Source organism: Mesorhizobium loti CJ3sym, from assembly GCF_000472785.1.
In the GTDB taxonomy this organism is placed as follows: domain Bacteria; phylum Pseudomonadota; class Alphaproteobacteria; order Rhizobiales; family Rhizobiaceae; genus Mesorhizobium; species Mesorhizobium loti_E.
The window spans coordinates 415,669-430,012 of record NZ_AXAL01000002.1 but is presented as its reverse complement, the minus strand read 5'-3'; the positions used below and the strand labels follow the sequence as shown (position 1 = coordinate 430,012).

The window sequence follows — 14,344 nt, the reverse complement described above, 5'->3', positions numbered from 1 at the left end:
ACCACGAGCCGCAATGCACATACTCGCCACCACGTCCGCCTCGCTCGACGATCTCGCCGAGCCGGTCGATCTGCGGCAGACGCCGGCGGATATCGTGGCCCTGTCCTTTACCGACAGCGACCTCGCCGGCCTTGCGGCCGCATGGAAGGCGGATGCCGCCCGCCTGCCCTCGATGCGGCTGTCGGCATTGCGCGACCTGCGCCATCCCATGTCGGTCGACCTCTGGATCGACAGTGTGGCGCGCCACGCCAAAATCATAATGGTCCGCATCCTCGGCGGCTATGACTGGTGGCGCTACGGCTGCGACCAGCTTGCCTCGGTCGCCCGTGAACGCGGCATAAAGCTGGCGCTGCTGCCCGGCGAATGCCGCGACGAGGATCTCCGCCTGATCGAAGCCTCGACGCTGCCGCGCGAGGAATTGGACGGCCTGCTCGGCTATTTCCGCCAGGGCGGCCCGGCGAATATGAGCGCGCTGGTGCAGAGACTGGCCGGGTTGTCGGGGTCCGACGGAGCGGCGACCGAGCCGGTCAGCGTGCCAAAAGCAGGCTACTACGAGCCCACACGCGGCGGCGTCGCCCTTCCCCTCGAGGGGGAAGGAAAGGTTGTGCCAATCCTGTTCTATCGTTCCATGCTGCTCGCCGCCGATGTCGCCCCCATCGACGCGCTCGTTGAAGCAATGAAGCTGCGCGGCATGCTTCCGGTCCCCATCTTCGTCTCCAGCCTCAAGGACCCAACCTCGCTGGCCTTCGTCGAGACCGCGCTGGCCGCGCTCAACCCCGCCGCCATCATCACCGCGACCGCTTTCGCCTCCGGTGCCGAACCGGGCGTCGAAACCCTGTTCGACCGCGCCGGCGTGCCCGTCTTCCAGGTCATCGTCGCCACCACCCGCCGCGACGTCTGGGAAAACAACCAGCGCGGCCTGGCGCCCGCCGACCTCGCCATGCATGTCGTGCTGCCCGAACTCGACGGCCGCATCCTCGCCGGCGCCATTTCCTTCAAGGGTGAAAGCGAGGTTGATCCGGCGCTTGGCCACCGCGCTTTCGCCAACCGGCCGGAACCGGATCGCGTGGCGCAGGTGGCGGATCGTTTGGCGGCGTTCATCAAGCTGCAGGAGACCCACCGCACCGAGCGGAAACTAGCCATCCTGATCCCGGATTATCCGAGCGCGCCTGGCCGCACCGGCTATGCGGTCGGCCTCGATGTGCCGTCCAGCGTGCTGGCGATGCTGCATGACCTGAAGGAACAGGGCTATGGCGTTGAGGGGATTCCGCAATCGCCGCGTGCGCTACTGGATTTGCTGGAGCGGAGCGATAGTGGACTGACTTTAGACAACTATATTGCCTTCTCGACAGAGTTGCCGACTGCGGCAGTCGCTGTGGTCGAAGCAGCTTGGGGCAAGGCAGAAGACGAGACAGGGTTGCGCGAGGCGCCCCCCTCTGTCCTGCCGGACATCTCCCCCACAGGTGGGGAGATTGGCAGCTTCAGCGCTTCGCCCCCTCTCGCATCGTTGGAGATTGGCGAAAGCGGAGATAAGGGCGCAATCTCCCCCCTTGTGGGGGAGATGTCCGGCAGGACAGAGGGGCGCGCCTCGCGCCAGCCTTCGCTATCAAGCAAAAGGCACTTCCCCTTCCGCGCCGCCACCTTCGGCAACATTACCGTCGCCCTCGCCCCCGACCGTGGCCGCTCCGCCGATCGCCGCGCCGACTACCACGATCCGACGCTCCCCCCGCGCCACGCCCTGCTCGCCTTTGGCCTGTGGTTGCGCAAATCGCTCGGCATCCACGCCCTGGTCCATGTCGGCGCCCACGGCACGCTGGAATGGCTGCCCGGCAAGACGGTTGCACTCTCGCAAAACTGCTTTCCCGAGATCGTCACCGGTGGATTACCCGTCATCTATCCCTTCATCGTCTCCAACCCCGGCGAGGCCGCGCAGGCCAAGCGGCGCATCGCCGCCGTTACGCTTGGCCATCTGCCGCCGCCGCTGACCGGCGCTGGGCTCGACGAAAACCAGCACAGACTTGAACGCCTGGTCGACGAATACGCCCAGGCCGACGGCCTCGACCGCCGTCGCCGCGACCGTCTGGCGAAACTGATTGTCGAGACTGCGCAAAAGACGGGCCTCGCTTCTGAAGCCGGCGTCGCCAGGACCGACGCACCCGACGAGGCGCTGCGCCGCATCGACGCCTGGCTCTGCGACCTCAAGGATTTCGCCATCAAGGACGGGCTGCACATCTATGGCCGCGCGCCCGAGGGCGAACCCGACGCCATGCGCGTCCAAAGCGCCGAGGCCGAAAAGACCGCGCTGCTGGCCGCGCTCGATGGACGTCACGTCAAGGCCGGTCCGGCAGGCGCCCCGGCACGTGGCCGCTCCGATGTCCTGCCCACCGGCCGCAACTTGTTCACCTCGGACCCGCGCACCATGCCGACGCCCACCGCCTATGATCTGGGCAAGGCAGCGGCGGAAGAAGTGGTGCGCGGCTATATGCAATCGCATGGCGACTGGCCACGCTCGCTGGTCATCGACCTCTGGGGCTCGGCCTCGCTGCGCACCGGCGGCGAGGAGATCGCTCAAGGCCTGGCGCTGATGGGATGCCGGCCGCAATGGGATGCCGCCACCGGCCGCATCACCGGCATCGAGGTGCTGCCGCCGGCCACCCTCGGCCGCCCGCGCATTGACGTCACCTGGCGCATATCGGGCCTGTTCCGCGACATGTTCCCGACCCAGATCGCGCTGATCGATGCCGCCGCCAACGCCGTTTCCGCACGCGACGAAGAGGATTCGGAAAACCCGCTCGCCGCCAAAACCCGCGCGGACGGCAAGATCAGCCCGCGCATTTTCGGCACCTCGCCCGGCACCTATGGCGCCGGCGTCGAGGATCTGTTGTCGAGCGGCGACTGGGGCGCGCGCGAAGAGATCGGCCGCACCTATCTCGACGCCACCTCGCATGCCTATGGCGGCGCCGAGGGCGAAGGCATCGCCTCCCCCGGCGCCTTTGAAACCCGCATCGCCGAGGCCGACCTTCTCGTCCACACCGGCGACGATCCTGGCCGCGATATCCTGGAAGGCTCTGCCGACGTCGCTTTCATCGGCGGCTTTTCGGCCGCTCTTGCGGCGCTGGGCCGGAATGCCGACGTCATCGTGCTCGACACGACGGATCCGCAAAAGCCCAAGCCCCGTTCGGTCGGCGAAGCCGTATCGCGGGTGGTGCGGGCGCGCGCGGTCAATGCCCGATTCATCGCTGGCCAGATGCGCCACGGCCCGCGCGGCGCCTCCGAATTCGCCGAGACGGTCGACCGGCTGGTCGGCTTCGCCGAAACCACCCATGCCATATCGGGTTCACTGATCGAGGCCGTGCACGACGCCTATGTCGGCGATCCCTTGGTCCGCGCTTTCATCCTGCGCGAGAATCCTGCAGCCGCGAAAATCATTGCCGAGCGTTTCCTGTCGGCGCGCCGACGCGGCCTCTGGCATCCCCTGCGCAATTCCATCGACGACGATCTTGCAGCGCTGATTGTCGAGGCCGAGGCGCTCGGGGTCGCGGCATGAACGCCTTCTCGCGACGCGGCGCCTGCCCGGCTTTGTCGGCGCCGATGCAGACCGGCGATGGCCTGTTGGTGCGGCTGAACCCGGTCGCTGGGGGGCTGTCGCCGAAGCTGTTGATCGGGCTGGCCGAATCCGCCTTGCGGCATGGCAACGGCATCATGGAAGTCACGGCGCGCGGCAGCCTGCAGATACGCGGACTGACGGCGGAAAGCGCTGCACTGCTGGCGGCGGAGGTCGATGCGTTGGGCATTGCCGTGCGCACCGGCGTGCTGGTCGAGACCGGTCCACTGGCGGGCATCGACCCGCAGGAGATCGCCGATCCCCGGCCGCTGGCTGAGCGGATCAGGGTGGCGATCGAGGAAGCCGGGCTGACACAGCGGCTCGGGCCGAAGGTTTCGTTGGTTGTCGATGGTGGCGGGCAACTGACGCTGGATGCGGTGACGGCGGATGTGCGGCTGGAGGCGATGCGAGCCGACAACGGCATCGTTTGGAGCGTATCGGTTGCCGGCGACGGCCCAAACGCGAAGGTACTGGCAAAGGTAGACGCGGATGCCGCGAGAGACATTGCCGTCGCCGCACTCAGGATGGTTGCTGAAAAAGGCCGTGAGGCACATGCGAGGGATTTGTCGGAGCGGCAGTTGGTTTCTCTGGCAGGTTGGCTGTGCTTGACGAGCCTGCCCCAGGCGCCCCCCTCTGTCCTGCCGGACATCTCCCCCTCAAGGGGGGAGATTACGCTGTCCCTAACGGTCTCGCCAATCTCCGATGTTGTTAGGGGAAAGCCGGCGTCGAAGCTGCCGATCTCCCCCCTTGAGGGGGAGATGTCCGGCAGGACAGAGGGGGGCGCCTCCCGCAAACCTATCGGCCTTTTCTCCTTAGCCGGCGACATTTTCACCCTCGGCATCGGCCTCCCTTACGGCAGCATGCCGGCCGACAACATCATCGCCCTCGCCCAAAGCGCCCTCGCCCTCGGCACGACCGAAATCCGCCTCGCACCAAGCCGCGCCCTGCTTTTCCTCGGCCAGCCGGCGGACACAAACCAGCCCCTCCAGCACACCGCCGCCACCCTCGGCTTCGTCACCGACCCTGCCGACCCGCGCACGCGCATCGCGGCCTGCCCCGGCGCTCCGGCCTGCGCCTCCGGCCACATCGCCACGCGCGACATCGCCGAGACGATTGCAGCCGAAAACGCCGACATTCTCGACTTCACCCTGCACATTTCCGGCTGTGCCAAGGGCTGCGCGCATCCAGGCCCGGCGGCGCTGACGATCGTCGGCGGCGAAAATGGAGCCGGACTTGTCGTGAACGCGACGGCAAAGGCCCTTCCTGCCGGCTACAGGCCGGGCTATGACGCCGCGCGCGGTGTCAGTCGCGTCGCGGCAGTGATCCGCAACGCACGATATCAAGGCGAGACCGCCGCCCACTGCCTGACAAGGCTCGGGCCGGCGGCAATCGCCGAGGCTTACCGACAGGCCCAAACTGAAAAACGGAAATGAGCATGGCCGCCTACGACTATATCCACGACGGCACGGCGATCTACGAGCGCTCCTTCGCCATCATCCGCGCCGAGGCTGATCTCACGCGCTTCTCGGAAGCCGAGGCCGATGTCGCCATCCGCATGATCCACGCCTGCGGCCAGGTCGAAGCATCAAGCCATTTCGCCTTCTCCCCCGATTTCGTTGCCGCCGCCCGCGCCGCTCTGGCGGCCGGTGCGCCGATCTTCTGCGATGCGGAAATGGTCTCGCATGGCGTCACCCGCGCCCGCCTGCCGGCAGGCAACGAGGTGATCTGCACCTTGCGCGACCCGCGCACGCATGACATCGCCAGGGAGATCGGAAATACCCGGTCGGCTGCCGCGATCGACCTGTGGGGCGAGCGCATGGCCGGCTCCGTCGTCGCCATCGGCAATGCACCGACCGCGCTGTTCTATCTCCTGGAAAAATTGCGCGACGGCGCGCCGAAGCCGGCGGCCATCATCGGCATGCCGGTCGGCTTCGTCGGCGCTGCCGAATCCAAGGATGCGCTGGCCGAGAATTCTTATGGCGTGCCCTATGCCATCGTGCGCGGCCGGCTCGGCGGCAGCGCCATGACCGCCGCCGCGCTCAATTCGCTGGCGAGGCCGGGCCTGTGAACGCGCTCCCGAAAGGCCGTCTCGTCGGCGTCGGCACTGGTCCGGGCGACCCCGAACTGTTGACACTGAAGGCCGCGCGGGCCTTGGCAGAGGCCGATGTCGTTGCCTATTTCGCCAAGCGCGGCAACAACAGCAATGCGCGCGCCATCGTCGAAGCGCGCTTCCGCCCAGACATGCTGGAGTTGCCACTGCTCTATCCCGTCACCACCGAAATCGCTAGGGATCACGACGACTACCGCTCGCAGATCACCGGTTTCTATGAAGAGTCGGCCGAAAAGGTCGCCGAACACCTCGAAGCCGGCAGGATGGTTGCCGTCCTGTCCGAAGGCGATCCGCTGTTCTACGGCTCCTACATGCATCTGCATGTGCGTCTCGCGCATCGCTTTCCGACCGAGGTCATTCCCGGAGTCACCGCCATGTCTGGCTGCTGGTCGCAGACCGGGGTGCCGATCGTCCAGGGCGACGACGTGCTGACGGTTTTGCCCGGCACGATGAGCGAATTCGAACTGACGCGTCGCCTCGCAGATACCGATGCTGCCGTCATCATGAAGGTCGGCCGCAACCTGCCCAAGATCAGGCGGGCGCTGGAAGCCACCGGCAAGCTGGCGCGCGCTGTCTACGTCGAGCGCGGCACCATGGCCGGCAGCGTCTCGATGAAGCTCGCCGACAAGCAGGACGACAAGGCGCCCTACTTCGCCATCGTGCTGGTCGCCGGCTGGTCCGGCCGCCCCGGCGCTCTTGGAGCGCAGGCATGAGCGGCCGTCTCACAGTCATCGGCCTCGGGCCCGGCAATACCGATCAGGTCACACCGGAAGCCAGCCGCGCCGTGTCGGAAGCCAAATTCTTCTATGGCTACAAGCCCTATCTCGACCGGCTGGAGCTGCGCCCGGATCAAACCCGTGTCGCCTCCGATAACCGAGAAGAGCTCGCCCGCTCCAAGGATGCCTTGATCAAGGCAGCCGAGGGCTATGACGTCGCCGTGGTCTCCGGTGGCGATCCCGGTGTCTTTGCCATGGCAGCCGCCGTCTGCGAGGCGATCGAGGCCGGTCCGGCTGAATGGCGCGCGGTCGATGTCGCCGTGGTGCCCGGCATCACCGCCATGCTGGCGGTCGCCGCCCGCATCGGCGCCCCGCTCGGCCATGATTTCTGCGCCATCTCGCTGTCCGACAATCTGAAGCCCTGGGACCTGATCGAGTTGCGCCTGTTGGCAGCAGCCGGCGCCGGCTTCGTCATCGCGCTCTACAATCCGATCAGCAAGGCTCGCCCCTGGCAGCTCGGCCGCGCCTTCGAATGCCTGACCGCGATCCTGCCCGGCACAACGCCGGTCATCTTCGGCCGCGCCGCCGGCCGCCCGGACGAGCGCATCGAGGTCTATCTGCTGGCTGATGTCGAAGCTGAAAAGGCCGACATGGCGACCTGCATCATCATCGGCTCGCCGGAAACCCGGATCATCAAGCGCGGCGACAAACCGGCGCTGGTCTACACGCCACGCTCGGCGGCGGGTTCGACAAAATGATCGATCATCGCGGCCAACGCTTCGACGGTTTCAGCCGAGGTCACCTCCGGCAGGACGGGCCTGCGGACCATGATCACGTCGATGCCAAGCGCCCGCGCAGCGGCAATCTTGCCGTAGGTCGCCGCGCCGCCGCTGTTCTTGGACACGACGACATCGATGCGGTGGTTTTCGAGCAGCGTGCGTTCGTCGTCCTCGCGAAACGGCCCGCGCGACAGCAGATAGTCGGCATCGGGCACCGCCAGCTTCGGCTCGACAGGATCGACGCTGCGAATGAGATAATGGTGCTGGGGCGCTGCCTCGAACGCGGCGACCTCTTGCCGTCCCAGCGCCAGGAAAATGCGACGCGGCCTGGCGCTCAGCGCTTGCACAGCATCGCCAACCGTATCTACCTCCGACCAGCGATCCCCCTCTACAGGCTCCCAGCCGGGGCGCCGCAAGGCGAAAATCGGCGCACCAGCCATGCGTGCCGCTTGCGCGGCATTGGCCGAAATCCGCGCCGCATAGGGATGCGTGGCATCGATCAGCAGGTCGATCCGCATATCGTTGAGATAGGCCGCCAGCCCGCCAGCACCGCCAAAGCCGCCGACCCTTGTCGGCACATTTTGCGCGACCGGGTTTTCAGTGCGCCCCGCCAGCGACAGCGTGACGGAGAAATCCGCGCGGATAGCCAACCTGGCCGCCAGTTGCCGGGCTTCCGTGGTGCCGCCGAGGATCAGAATGCGGTGGGTCATCATGCCTGCTGAGGGTTCGCGCGGCGCCAACCAGAGATGGCTGACAGTCGTTGGCATCGGCGAGGACGGTTTAGCGGGTCTCGGCGACGAGGCCAAGCAGCGGATTGCCAGTGCGGCATTCATCTTCGGCGGCAAGCGGCACCTGGCGCTGGTCGCTTCCTTCGCCAAGGGCGAGGCCCGACCGTGGCCTGTTCCTTTCGACGCCGAGATGCGTGACGTGCTGGCGCTTGCCGGCAGCAAAGTCTGCGTGCTCGCCTCCGGCGATCCCTTCTTCCACGGCGTCGGCGCCACCCTCGCCCGCAAGGTCAAGCCGCGGGACATGCATGTCATCCCGGCACCATCAGCCGTTTCGCTGGCGGCCGCTCGCCTGGGCTGGGCGCTGCAGGACATCGAGACCGTCTCGCTGCATGGCCGGCCGCTTGACCTGATCCGGCCGCTGCTGCAGCCGAATGCGCGCATATTGGCGCTGACATCCGATGCCGAAGCGCCCGCGGCCATTGCCCGCCTGCTCACCGAACTCGATTTCGGCGCATCGCGGCTGACGATCCTTGAGGCTCTTGGCGGGACGAACGAAAACCAACGCTCCACCCGCGCCGATGCGTTCGATCTCGAAAACATCAATCCGCTCAACGTGCTGGCGATCGAGATTGATTCTAGCCCGCAGGCCCGCGTGATGCCGCTCACGGCTGGCTTGGCCGACCATCTCTTCGACCATGACGGCCAGATCACCAAGCGCGAGATTCGCGCTGTCACGCTGTCGGCGCTGGCGCCGAGGCGCGGCGAATTGCTGTGGGATATCGGCGCCGGCTCTGGCTCCATCGGCATCGAATGGATGCTCGCCCACCCCTCGATGCGCACCATCGCCATCGAAGCCGACCCGACCCGCGCTGTCCGCATTGGCCACAACGCGTCCGCCTGCGGGGTTCCCGGGCTTGTCGTGGTAGAAGGCAGCGCGCCCAAGGCGCTCGCCGGGCTTGATATGCCGGACGCGATTTTCATCGGCGGCGGCGGCAGCGACACCGGCGTGTTGAAGGCCGCCATCAAGGCGCTGCGCCCTGGTGGCCGGCTCGTCGCCAATGCGGTGACGCTGGAGATGGAAGCCCTGCTTCTCGCCCAGCACACAAAACTGGGCGGCGATCTCACCCGGATTAACATCTCCCGCGGCTCTCCAGTCGGCTCGATGCAGGCCTGGCGGCCGGCCATGCCGGTCACCCAATGGAGCTGGGTGAAGCCATGATGGTCGCGGGTATCGGCAGCCGAAAAGGTGTGAGCGTTGAAGATGTGCTCGCCGCGATAGAGACCGCTCTCGAAATGCATGGGCTTTCGATGACGGCTCTTTCGGCATTGGCGACCCCCGCGCTCAAGAAGGATGAAGACGCGATCGCTGCCGCTGGCCGCGCGCTCAACCTTCCGGTCATCATCGTCGATGACGCAGCGCTTCTGGCCGCCTCGCCGCGCACGCTCAGCAGCTCCAGCCTCTCACAGAAACTGGCAGGCACACCTTCGGTTTCCGAAGCATCCGCCCTTGCGGCTGCCGGCGCGGGTGCAAAACTGCTTGGCCCGCGCACCGTGCTCGGCCCGGTCACCTGCGCCATCGCCATCAGCGGAGATGCCGAATGACCGTCCATTTCATCGGCGCCGGTCCGGGCGCCGCCGACCTCATCACGCTGCGGGGCGCCAGGCTGCTGGCAAGCTGCCCGGTCTGCCTGCATGCCGGTTCGATCGTCGCGCCCGAATTGCTGCAGCACTGCGCGCCGGGAACAAAATTGATCGACACCGCGCCGATGTCGCTCGACGAGATCGAGGCGGCCTATCTGGACGCTCATAAGGCCGGCCATGACGTCGCGCGCCTGCATTCCGGCGACCTATCGGTGTGGAGCGCGGTTGCCGAGCAGATCCGCCGGCTGGAAAAGCACGGCATCCCTTACACGCTGACGCCCGGCGTCCCCTCCTTCGCCGCTGCAGCGGCCGCACTGCGCCGCGAACTGACCATTCCCGAAGTAGCGCAAAGCCTGGTGCTGACTCGCATCTCCGGCCGCGCCTCAAAAATGCCACCCGGCGAAACGCTGGCTGGCTTCGGCCGCACCGGCGCCACGCTTGCCATCCATTTGGCCATCCACGCCATCGATCGCGTCGTTGCCGAGCTGATGCCGCACTATGGCAGTGATTGCCCGGTGGCGATCGTCTTCCGCGCCTCCTGGCCGGATGAGCGCGTGCTGACCGGCACGCTGGCGACCATCGAAGCGCTGCTTGCCGCCGATCCGATGGAGCGCACGGCGATCATCTTCGTCGGCCGCTCGCTGGCGGCGGAAGGGTTTGGCGAGAGTTCATTGTACGACGCCCACTACCAAAGGCGTTTTCGCGGACGGGACGGATTGTGAGCGGCAGCACCAAAGACAAAGGCGAAAACGCCACGCTCGAACAGGCACTCGCCCGGCTGAACTTCAAGCCGCGCCCGCTTGAGCCCGGCCATGTCTGGCTGGCCGGCGCCGGCCCGGGTGACCCCGGCTGCCTGACGCTGGAAGTGCTGGCGGCGCTGACTGAGGCGGATGCGCTGGTCTACGACGCACTGGTCTCGACCGATGTCGTCGCCGTCGCCGCAAACGCCGAGCTGTTTTTCGCCGGCAAGCGCGGCGGAAGACCGTCGATGAAGCAGGACGACATCACCGCGCTGCTGGTGCGCCTGGCGCGCGACGGCCGCCGCATCGTCAGGCTGAAGGGCGGCGACCCCTATATTTTCGGCCGTGGCGGCGAAGAGGCATTGGCACTGGCGCGTGAAAATATCCCATTCCGCGTGCTGCCGGGCCTGACATCGGGCCTCAGCGCGCTCGCCGCGACCGGCATTCCGGCCACCATGCGCGGCATCAACAAGGCGGTGATCCTGGCGACTGGCCATGCCGCAGGTACCGATGACGATATCGACTGGGGCGCGATCGCCCGCACCGGTCAGCCCGTCGTGGTCTATATGGGCATGGCCAATCTGCCCCTTATTGCCACGGCCCTGCTTGATGGCGGCCTGGCGCCATCGACGCCAGCGGCGGTGATCGTTGCCGCGACCACGACACAGGAACGAATCGTTGTCGCCACGCTTGCCACTATTGCCGAGGAGGCCGCAGCAGCAGGCCTCGCCTCACCAGCACTGATCGTCATCGGCGGCATCGTCGCCATGCGCGCGGCATTGATTGGGCAAGCATGACGGCACGGGCCATCATCATCGGTGCACCGCGCTCCGGCTCGGGCAAGACCAGCGTCACCATCGGCATTTTGCGCGCACTGACCCGGCGCGGCCTGAAAGTGCGCGGCGCCAAATCCGGTCCCGACTATATCGACCCCGGCTTCCACACCGCTGCCACCGGCCTGTCCGGCGTCAACCTCGACAGCTGGGCGATGCCGCCATCGCTGCTCAACGCACTGGCCGCGCAACAGGCCGACGACACCGATTTCGTCATCCTCGAAAGCGCCATGGGCCTGTTCGACGGCATTCCGGCCGCGCCGGGACGCACAGGCTCCGCCGCCGATCTCGCCCGACTCTACGGGCTGCCGGTGCTTTTGGTGCTCGACGTTTCCGGCCAGTCAACCACGGCGGCCGCCGTCGCCAAGGGCTTTGCCACCTACGATCCTGAAGTCGGCATGGCCGGTGTCGTGCTCAACCGGCTGGGCAGCGAGCGCCATCGCAAACTGTGCAGCGAGGCCATCGAAGCGCTCGGCCTGCCCGTCGTCGGCGCCATCCTGCGTGACCCCACCCTGAACCTGCCCGAGCGCCATCTCGGCCTTGTCCAGGCCGGCGAATATGATGACCTCATGGCACATCTCGACCGGCTGGCCGACATGGCGGAAAAGTCGCTCGACCTCGATGCTATCATGGCGCTGGCGACGCCCCTTGGGCCTGCAGCAGGCGGCTTCGCCGATGCGCTGCGGCCGCCAGGCCAACGTATCGCGCTGGCCGAGGATGCCGCCTTCACCTTCCTCTACCCGCATGTCGCCGCTTACTGGCGCAAGGCCGGCGCGGAACTTGTCCCGTTCTCGCCGCTCGCCGACGAGGCGCCCGACCAGGATTGCGATGTCTGCTGGCTGCCCGGCGGCTATCCCGAGCTTCACGCCGGCAAGCTCGCAGCAGCAGAGACTTTCAAAGCTGGAATGGGGCATTTCGCGGCGAAGAAACCGATCCATGGCGAGTGCGGCGGCTTCATGGTGCTTGGCGAAGCGCTGGAAGAGGCCTCCGGCGAAACGCACCGCATGCTCGGCCTGCTTGGCCATTCCACCAGCTTTGCCAAGCGCAAGATGAATCTCGGCTATCGCGAGGCACGGCTGCGCGCCGACTGCCCGCTGGGCCTGCAGGGCGCGCTCATTCGCGGCCATGAATTCCACTATGCGCAGATGACGGCCACCGGCAATGACGAGCCTCTGGCCGACCTCGCCGATGGCCAGGGCAATCCGATTGGCGCTTCCGGCTACCGGCGCGGCCATGTTAGTGGCACTTTCTTCCACGCCATCGCGAGGGGCTAGAGCTAGATGCCGAAAACTGGCAATCGATTTTCGGAGATCATGCTCAAACTCCGGAGCTTGACCCTTTCGCCTCGCCAAATCCTCGACGATGTGGCGCTCTGCCTCGTGTTCTTCACAAGGCTGCCGCTCCCCGTCTTCGATTTTCGCGGCCGCAGCCTCGCCGCCGCGATCTGGGCCGCCCCCATTGCCGGCCTCGTCGTCGGCCTGATCGGCGCCATCGCCTTTGCCACGGCGGAACGGTTTGGCCTTGCCATGGCGCCGGCCGCCGCCCTTGCCCTTGTGGCAACCGTGCTCACCACCGGCTGCCTGCATGAGGACGGGTTGTCGGATGTCGCCGACGGTTTTGGCGGCGGCAAATCGCGTGGCCGCAAGCTGGACATCATGCGCGACAGCCGTATTGGCGCCTATGGCGCCATGGCGCTGGCGCTGTCGCTGCTGATCCGCTGGAGCGCGCTGTCGCAACTGGTCGACCCGACGCAAGCCCTTTTCGCTCTCGTAGCCGCCCACACGGCTTCGCGTGGCGTGCTCGGCGCCTTCATGCATCTATTGCCGCCGGCGCGCGACGACGGCCTCTCGGCCGGCGCCGGCACCGTCTTGCTTGAAACGGCAATCGCCGGCGCCGTGCTTGGCGCGATCCCGCTCCTCCTGCTTGGGCCCGGCGGCGCCATTGCCGCGCTCATCCTGCTTGGCCTGCTGTTTGCCGCCTTCCATGCCCTTTGCCTCAACCAGATCGGCGGCCAGACCGGCGACACGATCGGCGCCTTGCAGCAAGTGAGCGAAATCGCCGTGCTGCTCGTCGCTTCCGTTGCACTCTCTTGATTCCCTTTGGCCTGATTCCCCTTGATTCCCTTCCGGAGACCTTGCCCCCATGCCCTTCAAATCCCTTGATGAACTGCGCGCCGCGTGCCTCGATCTGCCCGCCGGCAGCGATACCGCTGCAAAGGCGGTTGCCGACCGCCAGGACACGTTGACCAAGCCGCAAGGCAGCCTCGGCCGGCTGGAAACCATTGCGGCCTGGCTGGCGCGCTGGCAGGGCCGCGACATGCCGAAACTCGACCGGGTGAAGGTTTTCGTCTTCGCCGGCAATCACGGCGTCACCGCGCAAGGCGTGTCGGCCTTCCCTTCGGAAGTGACCGTGCAGATGGTGGCGAATTTCGCCGGCGGCGGCGCCGCCATCAACCAGCTCGCACGCATCGCCGGCGCCGAACTCGACGTTATCCCGCTCGACCTCGACCATCCCACGGGCGACTTCACCCAAGTGCCGGCTATGGACGAGACGGCCTTCCTCGCCGCTGTCTCAGCCGGCTATGACGCGGTAACTGATGATCTCGACCTGATCTGCTTCGGCGAAATGGGCATCGGCAACACCACGCCGGCTGCGGCCATTTCAGCAGCGCTGTTTGGCGGTGGCGCGGAAAAATGGACCGGCCGCGGCACCGGTGTCGACGATGCCGGCCTGAAGCGCAAGGTGACGGCAATAGAAGCCGGCCTGAAGCGCCACGCCGCGGCCCTCGCCGATCCACTGGGCATTGCCGCTGCCCTCGGCGGCCGCGAACTCGCCGCCATCTTCGGCGCGACGCTCGCCGCCCGTCATCTTGGGATACCCGTGCTGCTCGACGGCTTCGTCTGCACCGCCGCCGCCGCACCGCTGGCCAAGCTGCACCCGACCGGCCTCGCCCACACCATCGCGGCCCATGTCTCCGCCGAATCGGGCCATCGCGGCCTGCTCGAAGCGCTCAACCTGCCGCCGCTGCTCGATCTCGGCATGCGGCTCGGCGAAGGCTCCGGCGCTTGTCTGGCCGTCAACATCGTCCGCTCGGCGCTGGAGTGCCATGCGGGCATGGCAAGCTTTGCTGAGGCAGGCGTGTCGGATAAGTAATCAGGGGACTTTCCGGCGGGTGCAGCGGGAAAGACTGCCC

At 66.8% G+C, this 14,344-nt stretch carries 13 protein-coding genes; 12 read left to right on the top strand and 1 reads right to left on the bottom strand.

The annotated features are described in order from the left end of the window. Window positions 1-13: 13 nt before the first annotated feature. Genes A3A9_RS0106670 through A3A9_RS0106650 form a run of 5 tightly spaced genes read left to right on the top strand, consistent with a single transcriptional unit; the run spans window position 14 to window position 7,188 of the window. Window positions 14-3,547, top strand: coding sequence for a cobaltochelatase subunit CobN (locus A3A9_RS0106670; RefSeq protein WP_027058084.1), 3,534 nt, complete (start codon window positions 14-16; stop codon window positions 3,545-3,547). Continuing rightward, window positions 3,544-5,037, top strand: a complete 1,494-nt coding sequence (gene cobG, locus A3A9_RS0106665) for a precorrin-3B synthase (RefSeq protein ID WP_027058083.1) — start codon at window positions 3,544-3,546, stop codon at window positions 5,035-5,037. Before A3A9_RS0106670 ends, cobG begins: the two co-directional genes overlap by 4 nt. Before the next feature lie 2 nt (window positions 5,038-5,039). Next, a complete protein-coding gene (locus tag A3A9_RS0106660; protein WP_027058082.1) occupies window positions 5,040-5,672 on the top strand; it encodes a precorrin-8X methylmutase in 633 nt (210 codons plus the stop codon). Then, window positions 5,669-6,427 (top strand): precorrin-2 C(20)-methyltransferase, encoded by a 759-nt coding sequence (locus A3A9_RS0106655; protein WP_027058081.1) that lies wholly within the window; start codon window positions 5,669-5,671, stop codon window positions 6,425-6,427. The genes A3A9_RS0106660 and A3A9_RS0106655 overlap by 4 nt, the downstream gene beginning before the upstream one ends. Then, complete coding sequence (locus tag A3A9_RS0106650) at window positions 6,424-7,188, top strand: precorrin-3B C(17)-methyltransferase (RefSeq protein WP_027058080.1); 765 nt, start codon at window positions 6,424-6,426, stop codon at window positions 7,186-7,188. Before A3A9_RS0106655 ends, A3A9_RS0106650 begins: the two co-directional genes overlap by 4 nt. Here A3A9_RS0106650 and A3A9_RS0106645 read toward each other — a convergent pair. Continuing rightward, window positions 7,152-7,919, bottom strand: a complete 768-nt coding sequence (locus A3A9_RS0106645; RefSeq protein WP_027058079.1) for a cobalt-precorrin-6A reductase — start codon at window positions 7,917-7,919, stop codon at window positions 7,152-7,154. The genes A3A9_RS0106650 and A3A9_RS0106645 overlap by 37 nt on opposite strands. Before the next feature lies 1 nt (window position 7,920). On the opposite strand from A3A9_RS0106645, the gene A3A9_RS0106640 reads away from it, so the two are divergent. The 7 genes from A3A9_RS0106640 to cobT are packed head-to-tail and all read left to right on the top strand — an operon-like array spanning window position 7,921 to window position 14,304. Further along, window positions 7,921-9,156, top strand: a complete 1,236-nt coding sequence (locus A3A9_RS0106640; protein ID WP_027058078.1) for a bifunctional cobalt-precorrin-7 (C(5))-methyltransferase/cobalt-precorrin-6B (C(15))-methyltransferase — start codon at window positions 7,921-7,923, stop codon at window positions 9,154-9,156. After that, entirely contained in the window at window positions 9,153-9,539 is a 387-nt protein-coding gene (locus A3A9_RS0106635; protein WP_027058077.1) for a cobalamin biosynthesis protein, read from the top strand. The genes A3A9_RS0106640 and A3A9_RS0106635 overlap by 4 nt, the downstream gene beginning before the upstream one ends. Continuing rightward, window positions 9,536-10,300, top strand: coding sequence for a precorrin-4 C(11)-methyltransferase (gene cobM, locus A3A9_RS0106630; protein ID WP_027058076.1), 765 nt, complete (start codon window positions 9,536-9,538; stop codon window positions 10,298-10,300). Before A3A9_RS0106635 ends, cobM begins: the two co-directional genes overlap by 4 nt. After that, window positions 10,297-11,115, top strand: a complete 819-nt coding sequence (gene cobA, locus A3A9_RS0106625) for a uroporphyrinogen-III C-methyltransferase (protein ID WP_027058075.1) — start codon at window positions 10,297-10,299, stop codon at window positions 11,113-11,115. The genes cobM and cobA overlap by 4 nt, the downstream gene beginning before the upstream one ends. Then, window positions 11,112-12,425 carry a cobyrinate a,c-diamide synthase gene (locus tag A3A9_RS0106620; protein WP_027058074.1) on the top strand — a complete coding sequence of 438 codons (1,314 nt, stop codon included), beginning with the start codon at window positions 11,112-11,114 and terminating at the stop codon, window positions 12,423-12,425. Before cobA ends, A3A9_RS0106620 begins: the two co-directional genes overlap by 4 nt. Before the next feature lie 39 nt (window positions 12,426-12,464). Continuing rightward, window positions 12,465-13,244: an adenosylcobinamide-GDP ribazoletransferase gene (cobS, locus tag A3A9_RS0106615; RefSeq protein WP_027058073.1), complete on the top strand. Its 780-nt coding sequence runs from the start codon at window positions 12,465-12,467 to the stop codon at window positions 13,242-13,244. Window positions 13,245-13,293: 49 nt separating this feature from the next. Beyond that, window positions 13,294-14,304: a nicotinate-nucleotide--dimethylbenzimidazole phosphoribosyltransferase gene (cobT, locus tag A3A9_RS0106610; RefSeq protein ID WP_027058072.1), complete on the top strand. Its 1,011-nt coding sequence runs from the start codon at window positions 13,294-13,296 to the stop codon at window positions 14,302-14,304. Window positions 14,305-14,344: the final 40 nt, after the last annotated feature.

Excerpts from the sequence above, each read along its gene's own strand:
- A3A9_RS0106670 (WP_027058084.1), top strand. The coding sequence starts at position 14 with ATGCACATACTCGCCACCACGTCCGCCTCGCTCGACGATCTCGCCGAG.
- cobG (WP_027058083.1), top strand. The coding sequence starts at position 3,544 with ATGAACGCCTTCTCGCGACGCGGCGCCTGCCCGGCTTTGTCGGCGCCG.
- A3A9_RS0106660 (WP_027058082.1), top strand. The coding sequence starts at position 5,040 with ATGGCCGCCTACGACTATATCCACGACGGCACGGCGATCTACGAGCGC.
- A3A9_RS0106650 (WP_027058080.1), top strand. The coding sequence starts at position 6,424 with ATGAGCGGCCGTCTCACAGTCATCGGCCTCGGGCCCGGCAATACCGAT.
- A3A9_RS0106645 (WP_027058079.1), bottom strand. The coding sequence starts at position 7,919 with ATGACCCACCGCATTCTGATCCTCGGCGGCACCACGGAAGCCCGGCAA.
- A3A9_RS0106640 (WP_027058078.1), top strand. The coding sequence starts at position 7,921 with ATGCCTGCTGAGGGTTCGCGCGGCGCCAACCAGAGATGGCTGACAGTC.
- A3A9_RS0106635 (WP_027058077.1), top strand. The coding sequence starts at position 9,153 with ATGATGGTCGCGGGTATCGGCAGCCGAAAAGGTGTGAGCGTTGAAGAT.
- cobM (WP_027058076.1), top strand. The coding sequence starts at position 9,536 with ATGACCGTCCATTTCATCGGCGCCGGTCCGGGCGCCGCCGACCTCATC.
- A3A9_RS0106620 (WP_027058074.1), top strand. The coding sequence starts at position 11,112 with ATGACGGCACGGGCCATCATCATCGGTGCACCGCGCTCCGGCTCGGGC.
- cobS (WP_027058073.1), top strand. The coding sequence starts at position 12,465 with ATGCTCAAACTCCGGAGCTTGACCCTTTCGCCTCGCCAAATCCTCGAC.
- cobT (WP_027058072.1), top strand. The coding sequence starts at position 13,294 with ATGCCCTTCAAATCCCTTGATGAACTGCGCGCCGCGTGCCTCGATCTG.